Origin of the sequence: Stenotrophomonas sp. ISL-67 (assembly GCF_018612915.1) — a bacterium.
Classification (GTDB): domain Bacteria; phylum Pseudomonadota; class Gammaproteobacteria; order Xanthomonadales; family Xanthomonadaceae; genus Stenotrophomonas.
In genome coordinates, this window is the sequence record NZ_JAGGRL010000002.1 from 78,888 (window position 1) to 103,818 (window position 24,931).

Annotated in this window: 21 protein-coding genes and 1 pseudogene; 2 read left to right on the forward strand and 20 right to left on the reverse strand. The window is 68.9% G+C overall.

The window, feature by feature from the left end; genetic code table 11:
- Positions 1 to 9: 9 nt before the first annotated feature.
- The 12 genes from J7J08_RS03970 to J7J08_RS04025 form a co-directional block, all read right to left on the reverse strand.
- The gene (locus tag J7J08_RS03970) at positions 10 to 1,695 is read right to left on the reverse strand and encodes a BatD family protein (protein WP_214901723.1); all 1,686 of its coding nucleotides are present in this window, start codon (positions 1,693 to 1,695) and stop codon (positions 10 to 12) included.
- On the reverse strand, positions 1,692 to 3,410 hold the full coding sequence (locus J7J08_RS03975) for a VWA domain-containing protein (protein ID WP_214901724.1): 1,719 nt from the start codon (positions 3,408 to 3,410) through the stop codon (positions 1,692 to 1,694). The genes J7J08_RS03970 and J7J08_RS03975 overlap by 4 nt, the downstream gene beginning before the upstream one ends.
- Entirely contained in the window at positions 3,407 to 4,411 is a 1,005-nt protein-coding gene (locus J7J08_RS03980; protein ID WP_214901725.1) for a VWA domain-containing protein, read from the reverse strand. The genes J7J08_RS03975 and J7J08_RS03980 overlap by 4 nt, the downstream gene beginning before the upstream one ends.
- Positions 4,408 to 4,869, reverse strand: a complete 462-nt coding sequence (locus tag J7J08_RS03985; RefSeq protein ID WP_214901726.1) for a DUF4381 domain-containing protein — start codon at positions 4,867 to 4,869, stop codon at positions 4,408 to 4,410. Before J7J08_RS03985 ends, J7J08_RS03980 begins: the two co-directional genes overlap by 4 nt.
- Complete coding sequence (locus tag J7J08_RS03990) at positions 4,866 to 5,792, reverse strand: DUF58 domain-containing protein (protein WP_214901727.1); 927 nt, start codon at positions 5,790 to 5,792, stop codon at positions 4,866 to 4,868. Before J7J08_RS03990 ends, J7J08_RS03985 begins: the two co-directional genes overlap by 4 nt.
- Positions 5,793 to 5,799: 7 nt before the next feature.
- Complete coding sequence (locus J7J08_RS03995; protein WP_214902399.1) at positions 5,800 to 6,813, reverse strand: MoxR family ATPase; 1,014 nt, start codon at positions 6,811 to 6,813, stop codon at positions 5,800 to 5,802.
- Between the two features lie 110 nt (positions 6,814 to 6,923).
- On the reverse strand, positions 6,924 to 7,193 hold the full coding sequence (locus J7J08_RS04000; protein ID WP_214901728.1) for a YkgJ family cysteine cluster protein: 270 nt from the start codon (positions 7,191 to 7,193) through the stop codon (positions 6,924 to 6,926).
- A 119-nt stretch (positions 7,194 to 7,312) separates the two neighbouring features.
- Complete coding sequence (locus J7J08_RS04005) at positions 7,313 to 9,298, reverse strand: type IV pilus secretin PilQ family protein (RefSeq protein ID WP_214901729.1); 1,986 nt, start codon at positions 9,296 to 9,298, stop codon at positions 7,313 to 7,315.
- A gap of 20 nt (positions 9,299 to 9,318) precedes the next feature.
- Complete coding sequence (locus tag J7J08_RS04010; protein ID WP_251006429.1) at positions 9,319 to 9,816, reverse strand: pilus assembly protein PilP; 498 nt, start codon at positions 9,814 to 9,816, stop codon at positions 9,319 to 9,321.
- A 35-nt stretch (positions 9,817 to 9,851) separates the two neighbouring features.
- Positions 9,852 to 10,526: a type 4a pilus biogenesis protein PilO gene (locus J7J08_RS04015; RefSeq protein WP_214901733.1), complete on the reverse strand. Its 675-nt coding sequence runs from the start codon at positions 10,524 to 10,526 to the stop codon at positions 9,852 to 9,854.
- Positions 10,523 to 11,359 (reverse strand): PilN domain-containing protein, encoded by an 837-nt coding sequence (locus tag J7J08_RS04020; protein ID WP_214901735.1) that lies wholly within the window; start codon positions 11,357 to 11,359, stop codon positions 10,523 to 10,525. The genes J7J08_RS04015 and J7J08_RS04020 overlap by 4 nt, the downstream gene beginning before the upstream one ends.
- On the reverse strand, positions 11,359 to 12,417 hold the full coding sequence (locus tag J7J08_RS04025; protein ID WP_038686523.1) for a pilus assembly protein PilM: 1,059 nt from the start codon (positions 12,415 to 12,417) through the stop codon (positions 11,359 to 11,361). The genes J7J08_RS04020 and J7J08_RS04025 overlap by 1 nt, the downstream gene beginning before the upstream one ends.
- Before the next feature lie 224 nt (positions 12,418 to 12,641).
- On the opposite strand from J7J08_RS04025, the gene J7J08_RS04030 reads away from it, so the two are divergent.
- Entirely contained in the window at positions 12,642 to 15,062 is a 2,421-nt protein-coding gene (locus J7J08_RS04030) for a penicillin-binding protein 1A (RefSeq protein WP_214901736.1), read from the forward strand.
- 250 nt (positions 15,063 to 15,312) lie between these two features.
- Positions 15,313 to 15,960: a hypothetical protein gene (locus J7J08_RS04035; protein ID WP_214901739.1), complete on the forward strand. Its 648-nt coding sequence runs from the start codon at positions 15,313 to 15,315 to the stop codon at positions 15,958 to 15,960.
- Positions 15,961 to 15,978: 18 nt separating this feature from the next.
- On the opposite strand, the gene J7J08_RS04040 is transcribed toward J7J08_RS04035, so the two are convergent.
- The 8 genes and pseudogenes from J7J08_RS04040 to J7J08_RS04070 all read right to left on the reverse strand — a co-directional run bounded on the left by J7J08_RS04040 (position 15,979) and on the right by J7J08_RS04070 (position 24,821).
- The gene (locus J7J08_RS04040; RefSeq protein ID WP_214901741.1) at positions 15,979 to 17,616 is read right to left on the reverse strand and encodes a YadA-like family protein; all 1,638 of its coding nucleotides are present in this window, start codon (positions 17,614 to 17,616) and stop codon (positions 15,979 to 15,981) included.
- Between the two features lie 11 nt (positions 17,617 to 17,627).
- Positions 17,628 to 18,347 (reverse strand): fimbria/pilus periplasmic chaperone, encoded by a 720-nt coding sequence (locus J7J08_RS04045; protein ID WP_251006413.1) that lies wholly within the window; start codon positions 18,345 to 18,347, stop codon positions 17,628 to 17,630.
- The gene (locus J7J08_RS13470) at positions 18,347 to 19,486 is read right to left on the reverse strand and encodes a CfaE/CblD family pilus tip adhesin (protein WP_343237699.1); all 1,140 of its coding nucleotides are present in this window, start codon (positions 19,484 to 19,486) and stop codon (positions 18,347 to 18,349) included. The genes J7J08_RS04045 and J7J08_RS13470 overlap by 1 nt, the downstream gene beginning before the upstream one ends.
- On the reverse strand, positions 19,483 to 21,021 hold the full coding sequence (locus J7J08_RS13345; RefSeq protein ID WP_343237700.1) for a CS1-pili formation C-terminal domain-containing protein: 1,539 nt from the start codon (positions 21,019 to 21,021) through the stop codon (positions 19,483 to 19,485). The genes J7J08_RS13470 and J7J08_RS13345 overlap by 4 nt, the downstream gene beginning before the upstream one ends.
- A 92-nt stretch (positions 21,022 to 21,113) precedes the next feature.
- Positions 21,114 to 22,097: pseudogene (locus tag J7J08_RS13475) on the reverse strand (TcfC E-set like domain-containing protein); the annotation flags it as partial.
- A gap of 50 nt (positions 22,098 to 22,147) precedes the next feature.
- Positions 22,148 to 22,660: a CS1 type fimbrial major subunit gene (locus J7J08_RS04060; protein WP_214901743.1), complete on the reverse strand. Its 513-nt coding sequence runs from the start codon at positions 22,658 to 22,660 to the stop codon at positions 22,148 to 22,150.
- 298 nt (positions 22,661 to 22,958) lie between these two features.
- Entirely contained in the window at positions 22,959 to 24,236 is a 1,278-nt protein-coding gene (locus J7J08_RS04065; RefSeq protein WP_214901745.1) for a citrate synthase, read from the reverse strand.
- Positions 24,237 to 24,557: 321 nt separating this feature from the next.
- Positions 24,558 to 24,821, reverse strand: a complete 264-nt coding sequence (locus tag J7J08_RS04070; RefSeq protein WP_214901747.1) for a type B 50S ribosomal protein L31 — start codon at positions 24,819 to 24,821, stop codon at positions 24,558 to 24,560.
- Between the last annotated feature and the right edge of the window lie 110 nt (positions 24,822 to 24,931).

A 24,931-nucleotide genomic window follows, 5' to 3' on the forward strand; every position in this document is an offset into this window, starting at 1 on the left:
GGGGGCCGCTCAGCGTCCCGAAGGATAGAGCGGCGCCAGGCCAGTATTTTCCGCCGCCTGCAGCGGCTGCCAGTGCGGTCCGTCATGGAAGGCGCGACGCAGCGCCTGTCGCGTCTGGGCCGCATCGCCACCGTCACGGCTCCAGCGGGCAGCCTGCATGTCGCACAGGGCTTGCCGTTGCGCCGGCGCGGCCAGGCGCGCCAGCACGGCATCCAGGCCGTGTACGCCGCCCATCCTGCCCAGCAGCGCGACGATCTCGTCCAGCCCCTCGTGGTCCAGGGCGCGGCGCAGCTCACCGCGTGACGGCATCTGCGCGGAAGCGGCAGGCCCCACCGCCGCGTGGGATGCGCCGGGCGCTGCCACGCGCCGGCGGCGCCATGCCCACGCCAACGTCAGCAGCCACAGTGCCGCAAAGCCGGCAGCAGCCGCGATCCAGCCCCAGGGCCGGTTGGCCGCCACGGCTACGGTGACGGCGTCGGACGGCGGCGCGCTGGCCCCCGGTAACGGCGAGGTGGTATCCAGCGCGGTCGGCGCTGGCGCCGTGCCAGGGGCTCCGGCCGCCACGACCAGGCGGAGGTCCGGCAGCGTGGCGGTGCGCGCCTGGCTGCCACGCACGTCCCACCAGGCCATCTGCGGGCCCGGAATCACCAGCGTGCCGGGCTGGCGCGGCACCACGGAATAGCGGCGGGTCAGGGTCAGGCGCGGGGTGCTGCCGTTGAAGGTTTCGTCGTACTGCGGCGGCTCGGCGAACACCTGCGCGCCCGGGCCGACATCCAGCGGCGGCAGCTCGGGGAACTGGGCGCGGGTGGCGCCATCGGCCACCGCCTCCACCACCACCGTGAGCGCCTCGCCGGCGCGGCCCCGGGTGGGCACGGCGGTATAGCGCAGGCGCAGGTCGTGCAGCGGCAGCCACGGCTGCGGTGCCGCGTCGGGTTGTGCCCGCACCTGCAGGGTGCGATCCGGCGCGTTGGCGCGCAGCCGGCCATCGCCGCCGAACAGGTCATCGAAGAAGCCGCCTGCGCTGCGGCCGTTGAAGCGTGCACCGGGCAGCACCAGCGGCCCGCTGCGCTCGGGAATCAGCAGGTAGCGGCGCTCGACCAGGTTGTAGCGCCGCCCGTTGACCTCGCGGACCAGGCTGCGATCCTCGCCGACGCGCTGCATCGAGGCGCCTTCCGGCGCATCCACGCCCAGTTCGCCCGACAGCAGTTGGGACGCGTAGTACAACTGCACCACCACGCCCACGCTCTGCTGCACGTACGGGCTGTCGTCATCGACCTCCATTTCGACGAAGGCGGTGGCGTTGCCGGGCACGGCGGGCGTAGCGGCTGCACTGGCGGCCACGGTCAATCGCAGCGGCGCCGTCCGCGCCGCGCCCACCTGGAGGGCGGGAATGGTCAGCACGCCACTGCGCCGGGGGCTGAGTGCCACGCCGTACAACGAGCGCGACTGCACCGCGCCCTGGCTCCACTGCACCTGGCGGCTGCTGGTCTGGCCGCTGAGCTCGAAATCGGCCTGCAGGGGCGCGTAATCCGGTGCGCCGGCATCGGTCTCGATGTTGAGCGTGACCGTGTCGGTATCGCTGATCGCATCCCGGTCCAGCCAGGCGCGCGGCTGCGCATGGGCCAGGCTGCTCACGCCCAGCAGCAGCCAGCCGCAGGCGCGCCACCAACGTTGCGTGGAGGTTGCTGCGCTCATTGTCCTTCCCGTTTCCTGCGTTCGCTTTCCAGTTGGAATTTCTGCCGCAGCAGGCTGCCCGGTTCGTCAGGCACCCGCCGCATCCACGCTTCTACCGCCTGGCGCTGCTCGCGCTGCTGCGGCGTTTCGCTCGCCTCGCGGCGCTGCGCCGGGGTTTTCCCGGCGTCGGCCGGTTGCCGTTCGAGCGCCTGGCGCATGCGCTCGCGCTGGGCCGCATCCGCACGCGCCTGCTCGGCCGGATCCGGCTTGCCCGCGTCGGGATCCTGCGGTGGCGTGCCCTGCCCCTGCTTCGGCTGTCCCTGTTCGCCCTGCGCGGCGGGATCCTGCTTCTGTTGCTGCTGGGGCTGCTGCTGGGCCTGCTGCGACGGTTGCTGTTGTTGCTGCTGTTGCTGTTGTCCGGAACCCGGTGGCGGCTTGCGCTTGCGCGCCGCATCCACGGCGGCACGGTTGGCCACCGCATCGGGCATGCCCGGACGCTGCCTGAGCGCCGCGTCGTAGGCGGCAATCGCGGCGTCGTACTGGCCCTGCCGGGCCAGCGCGTTGCCCAGGTTGTACTGGGCCTCGGCGTCGTTCACGCCCTCGAACTGCTGCTGAGCGGCCTGGAAATCGCCGCGCCGGTAAGCATCCACCCCGTCGGCCACGCGCTGCTGGTCGCGCTGGTCCGCGCGCTGCCACCAATTGCGTTCGGCGGCATGCGCTGGCGCGGGCAGGGCCAGCGGCAGCATGACGCACAACAGGGCCACGGCCGCCACGCCACGGCGACGGAACGCCCACAACGAGAGCAGCATCAACGGCGGCAGCAGCCAGAAGCCTTCATCGCGCCAGGCCATGCCCTGGCCTTCCCGGCTTTCCCGCTCGCCCGTGCCGGTACGCGGGTTCAGTACGCCCAGCGACTTCAGGTCGCCCTCGTCGTCGGCCACCGGCGCATAGCGACCACCGCCGGCATCGGCCACGGCGCGCAGGGTGTGCGGTTCCAGCTGCGCGCGGGCGATCTGGCCATCACCGCTGCGGTAGGCCGCGCCCGCTGCGGTGCCGAGCCCGAGTACCGAGACGTGCATGTTCTGCGCCTTGGCAGCGGCGGCGGCGGCCCGCGCCGCGTCATCGGCGCGGTCGGTCAACAGCAGGATGTCACCCCCCTTGGCGCCAGACTGCTGCAGCAACAGCACGGCGGCCTCGATGGCGCGGTCGGCGCGCTGGCCGTCGCGTGGCATCACGTCCGGGGCCAGTGCATCCAGGAACAGGGCCACGTTGGCGGTGTCGCCGGTCAGCGGTGCAACGGTGAAGGCATCGTCGGCATAGGCCAACAAGGCCACTTCACCGCCGCTGCGCTCGCGCAGCAGCGTGGCCAGCTTGGCCCGCGCCTGCAGCAGGCGCGACGGCGGCAGGTCGGTAGCGGTGGTGCGCGAAGACAGATCCAGCGCCACCACCAGCGGCGCCGGCGCCTGCCACAGCGGCTGTGGCAGTTGTCGCCAGCCCGGGCCGGCCAGGGCCAGCACGGCCAGTGTCCACCCAACCAGCAGCAGCGCCAGGCCGCTCCAGGCGCGGCGCCCGCCGGCGACCAGCAGGTGCGGCAGCAGGTGCGCATCCACGTTCTGCCGCCAGACGCTGCCGCGGCGGCGGCGCCAGTACCAGAGCAGCGCGATCAGCGGTAGCGCGGCCAGCGCCCAGAGCAGCACCGGGCGCGCGAAATGTACCTGGGTCATGAGCGTGTTCATGCCCAGCGCCTCGGCAGCAGCCAGCCCAGCGCACCCAGCAGCATGGCCAGGGCCAGCGGCCAGGCGTAGCGTTCGATATAGGGGCGCACCGCCGCACCGGCGGCGGTGATCGGCTCCAGCCGGTCCAGTTCGGCATAGATGCCGGCCAGTTCATCGGTGTTGCGCGCGCGGAACGCGCGGCCGCCGGTGAGGTCGGCAATGCGGCGCAGCGTTGCCTCGTCGACCGGGTCGTCGCCTGCGGCGATCTGCACGCCGAACAGGCTCATGCCGCCGTCGCCACCGAACGCCACCGGATACACGCGCACCCCTTCGGCCTTGGCCAGTTCGGCCGCGCGCAGTGGCTGCAGCACACCGGCGTTGCTGACGCCGTCGGTAAGCAGGATCAGCACGCGCTGGCCTTCGGGCTGTTCGCGCAGGCGCTTGACGGCCAGCGCGATGGCATCGCCGATGGCGGTATCGCGCCCGGCCAGGCCGACTTCACTGTCGGTGAGCTGGTTGCGCACCGTGGTGAGGTCGGCGGTGATCGGGGTCAGTGTGTAGGCGCGTTCGCCGAAGATCAGCAGCCCCACCCGGTCACCGGCACGGCGGTCGAGGAAGTCGGCGAGGACCGCTTTGGCGGCAGAAAGTCGCTGTACGACCTGGTTGCCCAGCATCATGTCGGGTTCGCTCATGCTGCCGGACACGTCCACCGCGAGCATCATCTGCCGGCCCTGCTGCGGCGGCGTGACCGCTTCGCCGAGCTGTTGCGGTCGGGCCATGGCCACGCACAGGCACGCCCAGGCCAGCCACAGCAGCAGGCGCCCGACCCGCCACGCATTTCCACCGCTGGCCTGGCCGAGTTCAGCCAACGCGCCGGCGGCATACGGCACGCGCAGCGCAGGGGCCGCAGCGTTGCGGCGCGGCCACCCGCGCATCAGCCACGGCAGGGGCAACGCCAGCAGCGCCCACGGCCAGGCCAGCGCATCCAGCCACGGCAGCACGGCGGGCAGTCCCGGGATCATCGGCCGCTTCCGCTGATCAGCTCGAGGAAGCGCGCGCGCGCAAGGTCGCGGACACGCTGGACGGCTACCGCGTCGAGGGCGCGGCGGTAGCCGCCGTCCAACAGCAGGCGACCCTCACCGTCGGAAAAGGCGCGGCTGCCGGGAGCATCAAGGAATTCAAGCCAGGCCTGGCCCTGCAGCAGTTCCGCGCCTGGTTGGCGGCGGCGCGCGGCGCGGCGCAGCAGTTCGGCGATCGCCGCGACCTGGGCACTGCCTGCGTCGGCGGCATCGACCGCGCTGTCGAACACCTGCAGCCAGCGGCGCTGCCGGCGCCGACGTTGCGCCCGCCATGCCCAGGCCAGCAGCACGGCCAACGCCAACGCCGCCAGGACCAGCCACCAGCCCAACGGCAGCGGCCACCAGGACGGGACGGCCGGCAGGTGCACGTCGCGCAGCTGCAGCGAGGCGGCCACGCTCATGCAACCACCGCCGACGGCAGCGGGCCGAGCCAGCAATCGCTGGCATCGTCGGTGCTGACCACGTGAACCTGGATGCGGCGCGCGCCGAGGCTGCGTTGCAGGTCGTCCAACGGTTCGACGAAGCGTGCATGCCAGTGCGCCCGCACCGCACTGTCGTGCAGGTCCAGCACCACCTGCCGGCCGTGCGACAGGAAGGGCAGCACGCCCTCCGGCGGCGCCAGCTCGAGCGGATCGGCCAGCAGCATCAACTGCACTTCGTGATGCATGGCCAGCGCGGTCCAGCGCGGAATGTCGATGGCGGCCGCACGTGCCGGGTCGGCCAGCACCACCACCCGGGCGCCGGGGCGCAGCACCCGCGCGGCCTGCTGCAGGGCATGGTCCAGCCCGGCGTCGTCGGGGGGCGGCGCGGCGTACCAGCGGGTCAGCGCATCAAGCACGCGGAGCACGCCCCGGGTGCCGCCGGCAGGCGGGATCGGCGCTTCGCTGCGGCTGCCCCGCAGTGCGGACAGACGGTCACCCTGGCGCTGTGCCAGCCACGCGGCCACGGCACCCACCCGCGCAGCCTGCACCGACTTGAAGCGCACCCGGGTGCCGAAATACAGCACGGGGTCGGTATCGGCGACCAGCAACGTCTGTCGCTCGCGTTCGGCCTGGAACAGTTTGGTGTGCGCGCGGCCGGTGCGTGCGGTCACCCGCCAGTCGATATGCCGCGCATCATCGCCGGCGACGTATTCGCGCGATTCGGCGTACTCCATGCCACGCCCGCGCATCGGCGACGGCGCTTGGCCGGCATGCGCCAGCCGAGCCCGGCGTGCCGGGGCCAGCCGGTGCGCGCTACGCCGCAGCGCGACCAGTTCGGCCAGGGTGGGCTGCACGCCGTTGCCCGCCAGCGCATCGGCCGCAGTGTCTTCCAGGGCGGTCATGCGAATCTCAAGGCACCGGGATGCGGGCCAGCAACTCGGCCACCAGCCGCTCGCCATCCCAGCCTTCGGCCGTGGCTTCATAGCTGGGCAGCACGCGGTGGCGCAGCACGTCGGGAGCGACACTGCGCACGTCTTCGGGAGTCACGAAGTCGCGGCCGGCCAACCAGGCGCGTGCACGCGCGCAGCGCTCCAGCGCGATCGAGCCGCGCGGGCTGGCGCCCCAGGCGATGCGCTTTGCCAGTGCCGGGTCATAGCGGCCCGGGTCACGGGTGGCCAGCACCAGCTCAATCAGGTAACGCTCAAGGGCGGGTGCCATGTGCAGCGACAGCACCGCGCGCCGGGCGGCGAACACGTCTTCCAGTGGCATGCGTGCCGGCGCCGCCGGCGCAGTGCCCAGCGCATCACGCGCGCGCTCGCGGGCCAGGCGCAGGATTTCAGCTTCGGCGTTGGAATCGGGATAGCCGATCCGCACGTGCATCAGGAACCGGTCCAGCTGGGCTTCGGGCAAGGGGAAGGTGCCCTCCTGCTCGATCGGGTTCTGGGTGGCCATCACCAGGAACAACGAGGGCAGCGCATAGGTATGCCGACCCACGGTGACCTGGCGCTCGCCCATGGCCTCCAGCAGTGCCGACTGCACCTTGGCCGGGGCCCGGTTGATCTCGTCGGCCAGCAGGATGGGGTGGAAGATCGGGCCAGGCACGAATTCGAAGCGCCCCTCCTGTGGCCGCCAGATCTCGGTGCCGGTCAGGTCGGCGGGCAGCAGGTCCGGAGTGAACTGCACCCGCGAAAAGTCGGCCTCCAGGCGGGCGGCGAGGGCCCGGATGGCAGTGGTCTTGGCCAGCCCGGGGGCACCTTCCACCAACAGGTGGCCATCGGCCAGCAGTGCGGTCAGCAGGCGCTCGACCAGTGCGTCCTGGCCGACGATCTCGGCCGAGAGCGAGTCGCGCAAGGCACGGAAGCCGGCATGCAGGCGGTCGTGTTCCGGGGTGTCAACGAAGGGCGTGGGGTCGATTGCGGGCATGGGGGGTGGCAGGTTCATGGCGTCCATCTGACCCACGCAACAGGCGTAAGGTTCCGCCCACATGATGGCAGGGGTTGCCGCGCAGCGGGATCAAGATTGCCTGAACGCGACTACGCTTGATCCCCACCGCCGAATATCGCGCTGCAGTAGGGACCCGCCATTTTGAAACGCCGGCACACCAGCGGCCGTTCGGCGTAGATGCCGCACGCCATGGTTGAACGGTCAAGCGCCACGCACCAGCCGTCCGCGCCTTTGGCCATCGCCCGCTGGCCACCCGCGATTTCGACCGTCAGCTCGGGCGGGAGGGACTCTGACGGCGCCAGCACCGCGGTCAGCCGGCAGCATTGCGCGGCGCAACGGGAACAGTGGGGGGTGGCCATGCGTCAGCATAGCGCGGCGCTCTTCGCCAACTGTGAACCGCACCGATCACCCAAAAAAAAGATCCGGTGCCTTTCCGGCACCGGATCCTTGATTACCGACGGTCTGCTGGAACCAGGACTCAGTTGGTCTTGGCCACGCGCAGCACCTTCGGGGTGACGAAGACCAGCAGTTCGGCCTTGTCCTTGTTGCGGCTGCGCTTCTTGAACAGGTTGCCCAGGAAGGGAACGTCGCCCAGGAACGGCACCTTGTTGACGCTGTTGCGGTCGGTGAACTCGTACACGCCGCCGATCACCACGGTCTGGCCATCATCGACCAGCACCGCGGTGTTGACTTCGCGGCGGTTGATCGAGGGAACCTGGCCGTAGCCTTCCAGCACGATGTAGCTCTCGACTTCATCCTTCTTGACCGCCATGTTCAGGAACACGCGGTTGTCGTTGGTGATGGTCGGGGTGACCTTGAGCTCCAGCAGCACTTCCTTGAACTGCACGTTGGGCGTTGCGGCCTGGCCGGCAGAACCACCGGTGATGGTGACGTAGCCGATTTCCTTACCCTGCTTGATCACCGCTTCACGCTGGTTGGTGGTGACCACGCGCGGGTTGGAGATCACTTCACCACGCGATTCCTGCTGCATGGCCGAGAGTTCCACGTCCAGCAGGTAGCCGGCGTTGAGGATCGACAATGCCAGCGAACCCGGGTTGCTGGCCGCGGCCACCGGCAGGTTCCAGTTCAGGCCACCGGTGTTGATGGTGCGCGGCCCGCGGACCGGTACCGGTCCGGTACCGCCACCGGCGGCCCACTCGTTGAGCGCTTCCTGGTACTCGGTCGCGTTCTCGCCATCGCTGGTGATGTTGCTGTGGTTGGTGGACGTGTTGCCGCTGAAGTACACGTTGTCGCGGCTGCCGGTGATGCCGAACTTGGCACCCAGTTCACGCGCGAAGGTGTCGGTGGCGATCACGATGCGGCTTTCGATCAGGACCTGGTCGACCGGGCGGTCGATCACGTTGATCAGCTCGCGCATACGCGCGACCTTCTTGGGGATGTCGCTGATCATCAACGTGTTGGTGCGCTCGTCGGCAACCAGGCGGCCACGCGAGGACAGGAACCCGCTGTCTTCCTGCGAGCTGCCACCGCCGGAACCACCACCACCACCGCCACCGCCACTGCCGCCACCGATGCCCTTGGCTTCGGTCAGCGCTTTGAAGATCTGCGCGGCGTTGTGGTAGTTGATCTGGACGTAATCGGTGATCAGGTCCTGGCGGTTTTCGATCGCGATGCGGGCGTCTTCCTTCTCCTGCTCGAACTTGGCCAGCTCCGGCTGCGGGGCAACCCACACCACGCCACCGTCACGACGCTTGTCCAGGCCCTTGGCGCGCAGCACGATGTCCAGCGCCTGGTCCCACGGCACGTTGACCAGGCGCAGGGTGACATTGCCTTCGACGGTGTCGGAGGCAACGATGTTCAGGTTGGACTCCTCGGCGATCAACTGCAGCACGGTGCGCACCGGCACGTCCTGGAAGTTGAAGGTCACCGGCTTGCCGCTGTAGCCACGCTGCGCGACCGCAGTAGCCGCCTGGGTCACGGTGGTGGCGTTGATCGCACCGGTGGCCGGGGCGCTCTTGCGGGCGCTGATCTCTACCACGTACTCGTTGCCGGTCTGGTAGGCCAGCGACTCGAAGGCCGTGTTGGTATCCAGCACCAGCTGGGTGCCACCGCCGTACGGACGCGGATCAATGCGCTGCACCGGGGTGGCGAAGTCGCCGACGTTGATCGACTTCTGCAGGTTCCCCGGCAGGGTCGCATTACCGACGTCGATCACGACGCTGTTGCCCTGGTTGCGCAGGTCCGGGTTGGCACCCTTTCCATCGAACTGCAGGATCAGCCGGCCGCTGCCGTCTTCACCCCGCTTGAAGTCGATCTTGGACACCGCCAGCGAAGCCGGTGCGGCGGCCGGCGCAGCGCCGGCCCCCTGGGTGGTGGCTGCGGCTGCCGGCGTGGCGGCCAACAGGGTGCCATTGGCCACCATGAGCGCGACTCCCAGCGCGCACAGGTGGATCAGCTTCGGGCGCCGGTCGGGACGCTGCAGCATGGCGTTGGAAAAGGTCATCGTGCTATCCCCATAATCATTCATTGATCTTCAAGCGCAAGCGATGCAGGCCGTTCCAGCCAGCCGCCCGCGCCATCCGGCACCAGTTCAATCAGTTCGATCCGGTCTTCGAAGACCCCGGTCACCCGGCCGTCGCTCTGCCCCATGTAGACGGCCGGACGCACCCGATAGGTGACCCTGTCCGGCGCCATCACCAGCGCGACCAGTGCGCTGCCCTTGCCGATCGAACCGACCATGTCCAAGGCATCCAGCGGGAAGGCTTCCAGCGGCTCCTTGCGGCGGTTCGGATCCGGGCGCAGGCCCGAACCTCCGGCCTGGGGATTGGCCCAGGCGTCGGTGAACGGATCACGCATGCCCTGTGCGGAGTACTCGAACGTCTCGAACTGCTGCATGACGGGCAGCGGTTCGAGCGGCGGTGCCGGGCGGGCGCGCACGTCGGCGACCCACTTCTCCAGGTTGGGCGCGTCACCGGGCGTGCTGGAGATGCTGCGTGCGCAGCCTGCCAGCAGGACCAGCATCAGCAGACCACATACCCGTGCGGTGCTGGCCAGCGTCATTTCTTGCCTCCCTTCGAACCTGCTGCCTGGGCGGCTGCTTTTTCCTGCGCTTCCATTTCCACGTCGTCCAGGTAACGGTAGGTCTTGACCGTGCCCGACAACTCCAGCGCGCCGCTGCGCGCGGTGATGCCGGTCTTGGGGTCCTTGGGCTTCAGGTTGATGTCGTGCATGGTCAGGATGACCACGCGCGGCAGCGAAGCCACGCCGCTGACGAACGCACCGAACTGGTGGTAGCTGCCCACCATGCGCAGGGCGATCGGCTTTTCGGCGTAGAACTCCTTGGGCACTTCCGCCCCGGGCTGGAACAGCTCGTTGACCAGGCCACTGGACAGTGCGGTCTGCGAGATGTCGATGATCAGGTCCGGCATTTCGGTCTTGCTGGGCAGCTGGCGCAGCATCTGCTGCAGCACCTGCTCCATCTGGGCCAGCTGCTGCTTGAGCGGCTCCAGGTTGACCGCACGGCCCTGCTCCTTCTCGAAATCGGTGCGCAGCGTGACTTCCGTCCGCTCCAGCGATTCGAGCTCTTCACGCTTGCCGCTGATCAGCACGAACCAGGCCAGCACGACGATCACCAGCGACAGCAGGGCACAGAAGACGATCTTCGGCTGCTGCGGCCAACTGCCGATGTTGTTGAAGTCCAGGTCCTTCAGGTTGACTTTCTTCTGGCTCATGCGGCCCCCTTCTGCGGCGTGCTGGACGCCGCCGGTTGCGTTGCCGGGGCGGGAACGATGCGGCTGCCCGAAGGCGCAGGCGCGGTCGGCTCGGTTGCAGGCGCCGGCGTGGTGGCCGGCGTGGTTGCCGGTGCAGCGCTTCCGGCCGGGGCCGGGGCCAGCGGGGCTACCTCGGGGGCAGCCGGCGCGGCATTCGGGTCGGTACCCGGTGCCACCACGGTGCCATCCGGCGCAATGCCATCAACCGCTTCGCTCTGTGCCGGCAGCGTCACCTTGACCACGAACACGTAAGGCAGCGCCGAGATATCGGAGACGGGGCCAACCGGCTTGTCCTTCTCCTGTTCCGGCTTCCGGGCTTCGATCACCGACAGTTCCGGCTTGGTCATCCAGCCAGAGCTTTCCAGGTTGCGCATGTAGGCGCTGACCCGGGCGTTGGACTGGGTGCGCCCTTCCAGCGTCAGGATGTCGCCTTCCTGCTTCAACGCGGTCAGCACCAGCCCATCGGGGATGGTCCGGACCAGCGCGTCGAACAGGTGCACCATCTGCGAGCGCTTGGCCTGCAGCTGTTCGATCACCTTCTTGCGCGCCAGCAGACGATCCTTCTGGCGGTCGAGGCGGTCGATTTCCTTGTTCTGCTCCTTGACCCGTGCAATCTCGGTCTGCAGGTACGCGTTGCGATCCCCCTGGCCACTGACCTGACGGTCGTAATAGAACCAGATGAGCGCCGACAGGACCACGCCTGCGATGGCGGCAAAACCCAGCATGCTCATGAACTCGCGCTGGCGTTGCTTGCGCCGCTCGGCGCGCCAGGGCAATAGATTGATTCTTGCCATCAGTCGAAGCTCCTCAGCGCCAGACCGGTGGCAATCATCAGCGCCGGGGCGTCCTGGGCCAGGGCATGTGCCTGGACCTTGGGACCCAGCGTCATCTGCGCCAGCGGATTGGCCACCACGGTGGCCACGCCCAGCTGTTCCTCCACCATCTCCGGAAGACCGGCCAGCGCCGCGCAACCGCCGGCCAGCACGATGTGGTCGACCCGGTTGAACTCGCTGCCTGCATAGAAGAACTGCAGCAGGCGGCTGATCTGCTGGACCGTGGCTTCCTTGAACGGTTCGAGCACTTCCATCTCGTAGCTTTCCGGCAGCCCGCCCTGGCGCTTGGCCAGCCCGGCTTCCTCGTAGGTCAGCCCATAGCGGCGCATGACCTCGTCGGTGAGCTGCTTGCCACCGAACACCTGTTCGCGGCTGTACAGGCTGCGCCCGCCGCGAAGTACGTTCAGGGTGGTCATGGTGGCGCCGATGTCGACCAGCGCGACCACGCCATCGCTGGCGATCGGCAGTTCACTGGCCACCAGTGCGAAGGCGTTTTCGACCGCGAAGGCCTCCACGTCCATCACCCGGGCGGTCAGGCCACCGAGTTCCAGCGCCGATTGGCGCAGCTCCACGTTCTCCGAGCGCGAGGCGGCCAACAGCACCTGGACCATTTCCGGGTTGTTGGGAATCGCGCCGAGCACCTCGAAATCGAGGTTCACTTCCTCGATCGGATACGGGATGTAGTTGACCGCTTCAAGCTCGACCTGGGCTTCCATGTCGTTCTCGTCCAGGTCAGCGGGCATCGGGATGAGCTTGGTGATGACCGCAGAGCCAGCCACGGCCGCGGCGGCATGCCGGGCCTTGGTGCCTGAACGGTTCACCGCACGGCGGATGGCCTCACCCACGGCCTCCACTTCCACGATGTTCTTTTCCACCACCGCATTCGGCGGAAGTGGTTCCACAGCATAGTGTTCCACACGGAAACGATTGCCACTGCGGGAAAGCTGCAAGAGCTTTACTGCAGTCGAGCTGATGTCGACGCCAATAAGCGGCGACTGGCTTTTTGGGATAAGCCCCACGGTTTCTCCCCTGCCGACGGGCACTTGGACGCATAACCTGCGCCCGCGCATTAATAACGTTTTATTTGCAAATGGCAACCATCAACGTGCAAAACGCGCAGTAGCTCACGTTTCACGCGTCCCCTGACGGTGACCGAAATGCTCTCCCCGGGAACAACCCCAGCCGTTCCCTTGCGTAATCTATACTCTGCGGCCACGAAATTCGCAATCGGAATCTGACACTGATGACTCGCCTTCGCCGCTGGCTGCGCTGGTTGCTGGTCGCCTTCCTGGTCCTGGCACTGATCGGCGCCGCGGTCGCCGGGGGCCTGTACTACGCCATTTCCTCCCGTCTTCCGGACGTCCAGACCCTGCGCGACATCGAGATGCAGGAGCCCATGTACGTCTATGCCGCCGACGGCAAGCTGATGGCGGTCTTCGGCGAGTCCCGGCGCACCCCGATCACCATGAAGGAGGTTCCGGAGCGCCTGAAGCAGGCCTTCCTGGCCACCGAGGATGCCCGCTTCTACGAGCATGGGGGCGTGGACTACAAGGGCATCGGCCGCGCGGTCTGGCTGCTGGCCACCACCAACGACAAGCGGGTGCCGGGCGGGTCGACCATCACCCAGCAGGTGGCCCGCCAGTTCTTCCTCAGCTCCGAGTACAGCTATACCCGCAAGCTGGCCGAGATCCTGCTGGCGCGCAAGATCGAGCAGGAATTGAGCAAGGACGAGATCTTCGAGCTGTACCTGAACAAGAGCTTCTTCGGCAACCGCGCCTACGGCGTGGCGGCGGCGGCCGAGTTCTATTACGGCAAGAAGCTGGGCGAGCTGAGCCTGGACGAGATGGCCTCGCTGGCCGGCATCCCCAAGTTCCCCTCCAGCGGCAACCCGATCAGCAACCCCGAGCGCGCCCGCGAGCGCCGCGACTACTACGTGCTGCAGCGCATGGCCAACCTGGGCTTCATCAGCCAGGCCGAGGCGGACGCGGCCAAGGCCGTGCCGATGCACGCCAGCGCGCATGAGCCGCCGGTGCAGGTCGAGGCCCCCTACGTGGCCGAGCTGATCCGCCAGGAAATGATCGCCCGCTTTGGCGGCGACGTGCTCAACAAGGGCTACCACGTCACCACCACCATCAACGCCGACATGCAGACCGCGGCCAACCTGGCCGTGCGCGACGGCCTGCTGGCCTACGATCACCGCCACGGCTGGCACGGGGTGGAACAGCAGGTGGCGCTGGGCGCAGGCGACGATACCGCCGCCCTGGCGGCCCACCTGCGCGGCATCAGTGCCCAATCCGGGCTGCTGCCGGCCATCGTGGCGGCCACCGGTGCCGATGGCAGCGCCACGGTGGTACTGGGCAACCGCAACGAACTGGTGCTGCCGGCATCGGCGGCCAAATGGACCGGCAAAAGCCCGGCCAAGCTGGTCCAGCGCGGCGATATCGTGCGCGTGCGCACCGGCGACAAGGAAGGCGAGTGGCTGCTGGACCAGATCCCGCGCGGACAATCGGCGCTGGTTTCGCTGGACGCTGAAACCGGCGCGCTGAAGGCGCTGGTGGGCGGCTTCAGCTTCTCCGGCAACAAGTTCAACCGCGCCACCCAGGCGCGCCGCCAGCCGGGTTCGAGCTTCAAGCCGTTCATCTACGCGGCGGCATTCGACAAGGGCTTCAATCCGGCTTCGATCGTGCTCGATGCCCCGGTGGTGTTCCGCGACCGCCGCGGCAAGACCTGGCAGCCGCAGAACGACGGCGGCGGCTTCCGTGGCCCGATGCGCCTGCGCGAAGCGCTGGTGCAGTCGCGCAACCTGGTGTCGGTGCGCCTGCTCGATGGCATGGGCGTGGAGTACGCGCGCAAGTACATCAGCGAATTCGGTTTCGCCGAGGCCGAGCTGCCGCCGAACCTGTCGATGTCGCTGGGCACCGCGTCGCTGACCCCGCTGTCGGTGGCGCGCGGCTATGCCACGTTCGCCAACGGCGGCTCGCGCGTGGACACCTGGCTGATCGACCAGGTCAGCGACCGCGATGGCAACCTGGTGTTCAAGGAAAACCCGGCCCGGGCCTGCCGCGAATGCGTGGGTACCAGTGGCGGCGCCCCGGTGAGCCAGGTGGTGGACGGCTTCAATTTCGGTGCCGCCGCCGCACCGGCGCCGGCCGGTCCGGCCCGGCCGCAGCAGCCTGCCGAACCGGCGGTCCCGGTCGACCCGAACGCGCGCACCGCACCGCGTGCGATCGATGCGCGCACCGCTTACCAGCTGGTGTCGATGATGCGGGACGTCGTCCAGCGCGGCACCGGCACCGCCGCCAAGGTACTGGGGCGGGAAGACGTGGGCGGCAAGACCGGCTCCACCAACGACCACCGCGACGCCTGGTTCTCCGGTTTTGGGGGTCCCTACGTCACCACGGTGTGGGTGGGCCGCGACGACTTCCGCTCGCTGGGTTACCGCGAGTACGGCGGCCGGTCCGCACTGCCGATCTGGATCGACTACATGCGCGTGGCGCTGAAGGACACCCCGATCGCGCAGAACGAGCCGCCTTCCGGGATGGTCCAGGCCACGCTCAATGGCGCTACCGAGTGGGTCAAGGTGGAGGACATGGAGAAGCTGGCCGAGTACGACTTCAATACCCAGGCTCCGCAGGCCGACGACGCGGCGTTTGATATTTTTTGATTTGTGGCTTCGTTCGGCATGGCGTTGACACGCATGGCGTGTCACTACGATCCGTGGTCGAGCGATGTTGGGGTCGAACGACCGGATTTGGTCGAGCGTTTTTGGGGTCGAACGACCGATTTTGGTCGGGTGGCCTGTGGTCGAACGACCATTTTTTGGGCGGGACGTTGCGTAGGGACACGCCGTGCGTGTCCTGATCGGCACACGATCGGTGTATTGTCGGGGCAGGTCGTCAAGGGGAGGAATGCTCATGCATCGGGCCCGCCAGCATGCCGAGAGCCAGACCCGCGAACGCCGCCACCGGCTCGCCCATGAGGCGGCGCGGTTGATGGCCGAAGGCGGAATCCGCGATTACCACCAGGCCAAGTTGAAAGCCGCCGGGCGGCTGGGCATCCACGACGATGCCTCGCTGCCGCGCAATACCGAGATCGAAGACGCCCTGCGCGAGTACCAGCGCCTGTTCGCCGGTGCCGGGCATGGCACGCAGCTTCGGCAGCGCCGCGAAGCCGGCCTGCGTGCGCTGGAATTCCTGCACGGTTTCGCACCGCGCCTGTGCGGCCCGGTGCTGGACGGAACCGCCGACGCCAACAGTCCAGTGCAGCTGCAACTGCACAGCGACGATGCCGATGCCGTGCAGCGTTTCCTCGAAGAACACCGCATCCCGGCCGAGTCGCGCATGCGACGCCTGCGCCTGGACCGCGAACGCACGCTGGACGTGCCGGTGTGGGTGTTCTCCGCCGAAGGGCTGACCTTCGACGTGGCGGTGCTGCCCTACGACGCGCTGCGCCAGCCGCCGCTGTCGAGCATCGATGAGAAGCCGATGCGGCGCGCCTCGGCCGCGCAGGTGCGCAGCCTGCTGGCCGAGGACGAGATCAGAGGCTATCTGGACAGCCCCTGAGCGCTCGCCGCGCAGGCCCTACCAGCCGACGCCGACGCCCACCGCCACGCTGCTTTCGCCACCTTGGCTGAAGGCACCGCTGAGGCTGAAACTGGTGGTGGTGCGCCGATCCAGCACGCGCTGGTACCCCACTGCCAGGGCCGATTCGCCATCGGCATGGCCCACGCCCGCGCCCAACCGGTTCCAGGTCGGCAGGCCGGCCGTGTTCATGGCCATGGCCGCCTGGGCGCTGCCCATCGCCACCATCCGGTTCATGCGGCGGTCGAGGCGGTCGAAGCGACGGTCAACCCCGGCCATCGCCTGGTCGGTATAGGCATTGGCGCGCTGCACGGCGTCGTCCACGGCGCGGGTGTCGACCGGCGGCAGCGGCGCTTCCCTTGGCTGCGCCGCTGCCGCCACCGGCTCGTCCGCGCGTGCGTCGCTCCGGGACGCGGTTGCCGTGGTAGCGGACGTTGCATCGGCTGGCGCATCGGTGATCGCCTCCGCCGGCGCGGCGCCGGCCTCTTCACCCGGACCGCCGCCCTTCCCTGCCAACGCGCCAACCTGCTCGCCCATTTCACCGAGCACCCGGTGTGCGTCGCTCACCGCGTTGTCGAGCGCGTCCACGGCACTGGCCACGGTGCCGTGCCACGTGCCCTGCACCGCGAAGCGCATGCCGCGCACCCCGCCCTCGGCGTTGATGCCGGTGCCGAGCACGGCGGCCATGTCCGACAGCTGCCGCAGCGAGACCACGTCATCGGCGGCAATGCCGGGCAGCACGTTGGTGATGCGCCGGCGCAGACCCTGCCCGCCCACCGAGACCTCCCACGGGCGCTGTACGATCGAGCCGAAGCCAAGCGCCACGCTGTCGTGCGCGTCCGCCCATACCTGGGTGGAGCCACCGAGCGCCATGCCATTCTCGGCCAGCACCCGCGACCGCGTGCCCAGCGCAAAGCCGTCGTGCGCCCCTTCCAGCACGATGGCCGCACGACCCAGCGCCACCGAGTTGTGGCCCAACGCGGTGGCGTAGCTGCCGTAGGCGGTGGAACCATTGGCCACGGCGCGGGCGTCGGCCCCCACCGCGGTGGCCAGGAACCCGGCATGCGCCGGCAGGCTCTCTTCGTCAGACCCGATCTTGACGTAGCGTTGCACATATTCCAGTGCGGCCACCCGCGTTTCAGCAGCGAACAGCTGCGCCCCGTTGACCGCGTGGTGGCTGTCGGCCGCGACCTCACCGGCACCCAGCGCCACCAGGCGTGCGCCGCGCAGGTGCACGGTGGCGTCCTTGTCGAAGCGCACCACGTCGCTGAGGTCGGCGCTGACGCCCTGCACGCCGTCGCGCAGCAGGTCGATGTCAAAACGGTTGCGCGCGATCCGCTCGTGATGGTGGTTGACCTGCCAGAGCGCATCGTCCCAACCGGGTGGCAGCGTCGGTACCTCGACCGGCGCCGGTACGGGTGCCTCGCAATACACCGGGCGGTCGCGAACCTGGTCGCGGCCGAACACGCCGGCCATGCCCACGCCGACGCCCAGCCCACCGGCGAAGGACACGGTGCGCGCGGCCATGGAGGCGCTGTCGTCGCGCAGCTCCGCCTCGACCTCGTCGGGCAACACCGCGGGGGCCGCCAGGGCGGCACCCGGCAGCATCAACAACAGCGAGCGGTAAAGAAAATGCATGGTGTTTCCTCTCAGGGCAGCAGGATCTGCTGGTGTTCGCGGTAGCCGTCGCGGCTGAGCCGGTAGTCCACGCGCAGCCGCGCGCCGGCCGTCGGCTGGAACGGCAGTGCCAGTGCGGCACCGGGATAGACGCTGCGCTCAATGTCATGGGTGGTGCAGACCACGGCAATGCAGTGCTCGATGCGGCGGATGCCCAGCCGCAGCGTGCCGCGGTTGTGCAGGCTGCCGTCGACCAGCTGCATCGCGACCTGCCCGTCGGCGGGCAGCAGATTGGCCAGCACGCCCCAGACCAGGCTGACGCCGATGGTGGCGCTGGCGATGTGCCCAGGTTCCGGCGCCGCGTCGGGGTCTTCACCGCGCACGCCTTCGAAGTACACCCGGAACGCGGTTTCCTCGGTCACCGGCGCCAGCGCAATCACCCGCACCAGTCGGCTGCCGCCGCCGGCCAGGGCGAACATGGCCGGCGTCACCACCAGCGCGGCGTCGGCACCGGGGGGTTCGTCGACTTCGTGTTCGGCGTCGGTGGCCGCTGCAACCACACGCTTGACCGTGGCCCTGACGTACTGGGTCCGCGGCGACTGCGCGTGCACGCGGATGCTGGTGGTGCGCCCGGCGTCGACGTGCACGCGCATCGGGTGAACATCCAGGTTGGCCGACACCGGGGCGGCAGGCAGCAGCAACAACAGGGCAACAACAGGTCGGCACAGGCGCATGGTGGTCTCGGCGGGCATCAGGGGCGGCGGGTGGGCAGGCGCATCTCGAGGGTGAGATCGCCCTGGTAGCGGCCGTCGCGCTTTTCGGCGGCCGGCACCCGGGGGGTGACGAAGGTCAATGGGGTGGGTACGCAGTGCACCGGCTGATCCATGCCCGGCAGCAGCACCGGACGCAGTTCGGCGCTGTCGATGCCGTCCAGTACCGTGTGCGCGTCGCGGGCCAGCGCACGGGTCCGGCCGGCATGCAACACCTGCAGCTGGTAGTCGAGGCGGTCATGCGGCGCGCGACCTCCCCCCTGGTGCCACACCGAGAATTGCTGCGGCGCCCGCCCAGGCACCTCGGGCCCGCCATCGCGTGCGATCAGCACCAGCGCACTGCTGGACGAGCCCATGCCGTCGTACAGGCACATGTCCAGTACGCCTTCGCCGCCCACGCTGGCCGGCGGCGGCTGGGTGCGAAGGTGCAGTTGCAGGTCCATCTGCGCGGCCGACCCGCCATGTTCGGGCAGGTGGATGGCGGCGCGGCCGGGATCGGTGACGGTGACGTCCAGCACGAACACGTGCCGGCCCAGTACGGCACCGCCCAGCCCGCTGCGCACGTCCAGGTGCAGCTCGGCCTGCCAACGCCCGGCCACCAGCGCACCGATCTCGCTTGCCTCCACCTGCAGCGTCGCGGCGGTCCCGGCCGGGGCGATATGGCACTCGCGTACGGCCGAGGTCCACAACGGGTACTCGGATTTCTCCCAGAAATCTTCGCTGCAGGTCCGCTCCCACTCCACGCGCTCCAGCCAACCGACGACGCCGATCTCCCTGCGCTGGCCACTGCGCTGTTCGTGGAACTCGAGCTGGATCGGTCGGCGCCCGCCCGGCCCTTCGCCGCTGTCGCTGCGCGGGCAGCGCCCGCGTGCAGGCGTGTCGGTGCAGGTGACATGCAGACCGCCGTGGCCGTATGCCACTTCCTGGAAACCCAGCACGGTGCGTGGCGGCCACAGCGACAACGGCAACGGCGCAGCCCGGTCGAAGGCATGGCGGAGGGGGGTGACCGTGATGCCCGGCGCCGGGATCGTCACCGGTGGCCGCTGAGCGTGCGCAGGCAGGGCTGGCAACAGTGCCAGGGCCAGGACGATCGCGTGCGGTCGTTGCAGACGCCACCTCACGGCATGCCCAACGCGATCGGCGGCGCTTCATCGAGCAGCCGCTGTACCCGCGGCTGCTGGGTGATGGTGCCCGGCAATGCATCGCGCGCCAGCGGCGCGCAGGCAACCTGCCCCACCAGCAGCACCACGCTGCGTTGCTCGTGCACGTGCAGCGGGCACTGCAGCAGCTGGCCTTGTTGCAGCAGGTACAGCACTTCCTGGCGCTGCGTGAACTCGGCGATGAACCCCCCGTCGCGCCCCAGCGGCGGCAGCGCCGCGTTGAGGATGCGCGCGCCGGCCAGTGCGCCACCGGCGGCATCCCGGGCGCTGCCGATGTAGGAGAACGTGGCTTCCACCCCGACCGGCAGCGCGATCACCCGGCCTGGCAGCAGGAAGGGCCGGTGCGCCGTCCCCGGGTGGGCCACGCGCACGTCGGCGTCCCGCAGGGGGGCGGCCACATCGTGCACGTCGACGCGATGGCGCTGGTAGCCACTCAACGGCAGCAGGCGTCGCTGGCCGAAGCGCAGCACCTGGCGTCGCTGCGCGCCGGCCTGCACTTCGGCGGCGGCGCCGTCCAGCGCCGGCAGGTCGGCGGCGGCCACGCTCACGGCCACGCCGGCGTCGGCGCCACTCGCGCCGCCCCAGAACAGGCCGCGTGGCGACAGCGCCAGCGCCGAGCCATGACTGAGGCTGTAGGCGGTGCTGTGCGGCCGCCGCTGGTGGGACAGCACCGCGCCGGTATGTCCCAACGGGGTGTAGCTGCGCAGCGCCAGCAGGGCGTCGGTGGTGCCGGTGTCCTGCACGCGCAGTTCGGCGCCGGCCTCGCGCGCGCTGCCGTCCTGCTCCTGGCGCCACGACTGCGCCAGCAACAGGCTCCGCTCTGGATCGCCATGGCGGAGCTGGCGCGCATCGATGCCAACCCGCTGCAGCACGTTGCTGCCGGCCGCGTGCCGCAGCCGCGACAGGGTCACGCCAAGCTGCGCGCCCTGGTCATGCAGCGGCCCGGACTGGCGCCAGGCACCGAGCCGCGCGCTGATGCTCAAGCCGCGCCACTGGCGGGTGTGGCTGTAGTTGGCCTGCACGCTGCGCGTGGTCTGCGCCAGGCGCGCGGGGAAACGCGGCAGCACGGGCGCCACGCGGCGGCGGGTATGCCCCAGGTACAGGCTACCGACGCCGAGCGGCACGCTCAGCGACGCTGACAGCGCGTCGGCGCAGCCAAGCCGGTCGCGGTCGACCGCCAGCAGCGCGCGGCAGCGGGCCCCGCGCAGGCGCTGGCGGTAGAAGTTCCAGGAAGCGCGGTTGCGCACGCTGAGCTGCTGCTGCCCCCCGCGGCTGCCATCGCTGCCAGCGATGACGCCGAGTTCGGCCTGCAGGTCATGCGCGCCGAAGCGGTGACGCGCACCGGTACGCAGCTCGGCATACCGTGATCGTCGATCCGGGCCACGCCAAGGCTCATTCCGAACTGGCGGGCCAGCGGCAGGCGCAATCCGGCCTGCAGCGTGCTGTGCCCGAAGGGGGTGACCGCCGCGGGTTGCCGCCCGCCCTGCACGAACCACTGCAGGCCGGGCTGGCCCCAGTCCTGGCCGCGCACGAATGGCTGGGTCTCGCTGCGCACCAGGCGCCCATCCTCGTGGATGCGCAGGGTGACCTCGTAGCTCCCCGACGGAAACTGGCGGGTGTCCAGGTCACTGACTCCGGGCGGCAGGTAGAAGGTCTGCAGCAGGCGGTCGCCGTCGAAGGCGTCCACGCGCGCGGGCCGCGACAACAGCACGGTGATCGGGGCCTCACCGGGGTTGGCATCGGCATCGACATAGGCTTGGGTGGTGCCCACGCGCACGCCGTCGAAGCGGTCCAGCGGGAGCAGCCCGAGACCGAACTGGCCGCCCTGGTTGCTGGCAAGGTTGCGCCGGTCCATGCGCCCGAGCTGCAGGTAGTGGCGCCGGGCCAGGTCGTGGCGGTAGTACAGGTCGTCGACCTGGAACCGATCGCGGGTGGGTTGGCCGGGCCAGGCGTGGCGCGCGTAGTTCCAGCTGCCACCGAGGTGCCCGCTGCGCAGTACGCCGAGTGCGGCACTGCCCTGCGCGTTGAGCGCGTGCTCGCTGCCGTTGCCACTGAGGGTCAGTCCCTGCTGGTGCAGCAGGGCGTTCTCGGCCTGCTCGCTGAGCGTGTGCAGGCCATCGCTGGCAGGCGCATCGCGTGGCAGCCAGCGCAGGGCCGGAAACAGCAGCAGCGCGCTGTCGCCTTCGTCGAAGATGGCAGACACGTGGTGGGGATCCTCCGAAGGGGCACGCCAGCCGCACCCGGGTTGCGGCTGGGCGTGGACGCAGGCCAGGTGGCTGTCGCGCGGCAAGGCGGCCGACAGTGCAGGCAGCAGGCTCTGCTGGGCGGACAGGGACAGGCCCAGCGCCGCCAGCACCTGTGCGGGGTCTTCAAGCTGGATGTGGTCGAGGGTGACCCAGGCGGGCCAGAGCCCGGCCGAACGACCGAACGCGCGCACGTCGAGGCGTTCGCGCTGGCCAGTGACCAGGTCTTCGAAACCGGCCGGCACCGGGCTCGCCTGGGCGGCCACGGTGGCCAGCATCAGGGCAAGCGCCACCGCCAGCCGGACAAGGGCGGGAGCAGGAATGCGCATGGCGGAAGGGCCGGCACCGGCCGCTCAGGCACCGGTGCCGGCGTGACAGGTCAGAGGCTGCTGGCCCGCTGCACCAGCACGAGGCTGACCGGGCCGTCATACAGGCCGGCAGCGGCGATCGGACCGGGCGTGGCCTGGGCAACGGTCAAGGGCATTTCAATGGAGGCCCCGGGGATGGCGCCGAGGAACAGCTGGTCGGCAGAGAAGGCGATCGGCGCGACGCCGAGCTCGCGGCCATTGAGGCTGACCGAAAGCGGCACGTCGACAGCACCCGCAGCGGTGACCTTGGGCATCAGCACGGCCGGTTCGGCCAGGCGCACGTCGACGTCGAGGCTGGTGTCGTTGGAGAACACGCGCACGCGTTCGCTCCAGCTGCCGAGCCCCTGCCCGGCGCGATAAGGCATCTGCACGGCATCGGGAAGCACGCTGCCATCGGCCTTGAGCAGCGACAGGGTCGGGTCGACATTGGCCCAGACGGTGATGTGCGCTTCAGCCGCGTGGGCGGACAGTGCGGCAGTTACAAGCGCGAGGCCGAGCGCGGCCTGCTTCAGAGTGCGGTACATGGATTTCTCTCCCTTGATTGGAATGCACCTCGCATGAGGTTGTCGTACGCACCGCTTGCATGCAGTGGCGGCGACACGATCAAGGTAGGCAACGCACCCCTGCGTCCACACGCAACCATTCTTAAACCGGCCGCGCGTGACTGCGATCTGCGACCGCGCGCGCGATACGACGGGAACACAAGCATTCCGAGCATGTTGGAGGCGAACACGTCGCTGCCTGTCGCCACGAGCCAGCGCCTCGCGCGCAAAAAAAAACACCTCCTTGCGGAGGTGTCTTTCAGACGTCACCTGGCGCTGATCAGCCCTGGTAGTCGCGCACGTCGCTGCCGGTGTAGACCTGGCGCGGACGGCCGATCTTCATTTCCGGGTCGACCTGCTGCTCCAGCCAATGCGCGACCCAGCCGGAGGTGCGGCCCAGGGCGAACATGACGGTGAACATTTCGGTCGGGATCTGCAGCGCCTTGTAGATGATGCCGCTGTAGAAATCGACATTCGGGTACAGCTTGCGGGCAACGAAGTAATCGTCCTGCAGCGCGGCCTGTTCCAGCTTCACGGCCACGTCGAGCAGCGGATCCTGCACGCCCAGCTGCTTGAGCACCTTGCCGGTCATCTCACCGATGACCTTGGCGCGCGGGTCGAAGTTCTTGTAGACGCGGTGGCCGAAGCCCATCAGGCGGAAGCCGGAGGTCTTGTCCTTGGCCTTGAGCACGGCCGATTCGACGTTGTCGGCCGAACCGATTTCTTCGAGCATCTTCAGCACGGCTTCGTTGGCACCGCCATGGGCCGGACCCCACAGCGCGGTGACGCCAGCGGCGACCGACGCGTACGGGTTGGCACCGGTCGAACCGACCAGGCGCACCGTCGAGGTCGAGGCGTTCTGCTCGTGGTCGGCATGCAGGATGAAGAGCAGGTCCAGCGCCTTGACCACGTCCGGGTTCAGTTCGTACTGGCCATCGGCCGACTCGAAGGTCTGCTTCAGGAAACGGCTGACGTAATCCAGGGAGGTGTCCGGCGTGTTGGCCGGCAGGCCCTTGCCGTGGCGGTAGATCAGCGCCGACAGCGTCGGCACCTTGGCGATCAGGCGCACGGCCGACTGGCGGCGCTGTTCGGCGTCGGACAGATCCAGCGAAGCGTGGTACCTGGCCGACAGCTGCGCGATGGCCGCTGCCAGGATGGCCATCGGGTGGGCATCCTTGTCGAAGCTGGCGATGAGGGCATTGATCGAGGCATCGACGTTGGCCTCGGCAGCCAGCTCGTCGGTGAAGGCCTTCAACTGCTCGGCGCCCGGACGCTCGCCGTTGATCAGCAGGTAAGCCACTTCGACGTAGCTGGACTTTTCCGACAGCTGTTCGATCGGGTAGCCGCGATACAGCAGCACGCCCTTGTCGCCATCGATATAGGTGATGGCGGACTTGCAGCTGGCGGTGGCGGTGAAGCCGGAGTCGTAGGTGAAGAGACCGGTTTCCTTGGTCAGCTTCGAAATATCGACGCAATCGTTGCCGAGCGTGGGTTTGATGACAGGCAGAACAACCGACGTGTCGCCGGCGTTGAGCGTGACCTGATCAAGATCGGACACTGTGTGCGCTCCTCAGGGGAAGGCGCCCACCCAAGCGCATGGGGCGGGCACGTGAAAGAAGTCCACAACCTGTGCTGTGGATCACGTCATTATCGCACAGCACCATTTGCCACGCCCTAGGACGGAAGTCGTAGACGACGGGCCGCCCCGCCCTGTCCGCGCAGGCATCGCGGCGCCTTGGAGGGGTCGATGTGGACACTGCGTTCCGCCTGCCCGGTCAATTGATGAATCGTTGTTCATCCGCCAGCAGGGTTTACCGCGCGCACAAAAAAACAACGGCCGCCTGGGCGACCGTTGTTCTGATGAAGCAGCTTCAGAAGCTTACTCGGCAGCAGCCGCAGCCGGCTTGCCGAAACGCTTCTGGAACTTGTCGATACGGCCGCTGGTGTCGATCACCTTGTGCTTGCCCGTGTAGAACGGGTGCGAAGCGGAGGAGATTTCGATCTTGACGAGCGGGTACTCGTTGCCGTCTTCCCACTTCACGGTTTCTTTTGCCGCCATGGTGGAACGGGTCAGGATCTTGAAATCAGAGGTGACGTCCTGGAAAACGACGTCACGGTAGTTCGGATGGATATCGTCCTTCATGGGGCACACACCGTAAATAAGGTCAGGGAAACGCAAGAGCGGCAGTATAGCCGGAGCCGCCGCCAAGGGCAAGCCAAGACCATATCCCGCGTGAAGAGACCGCCGCTGCG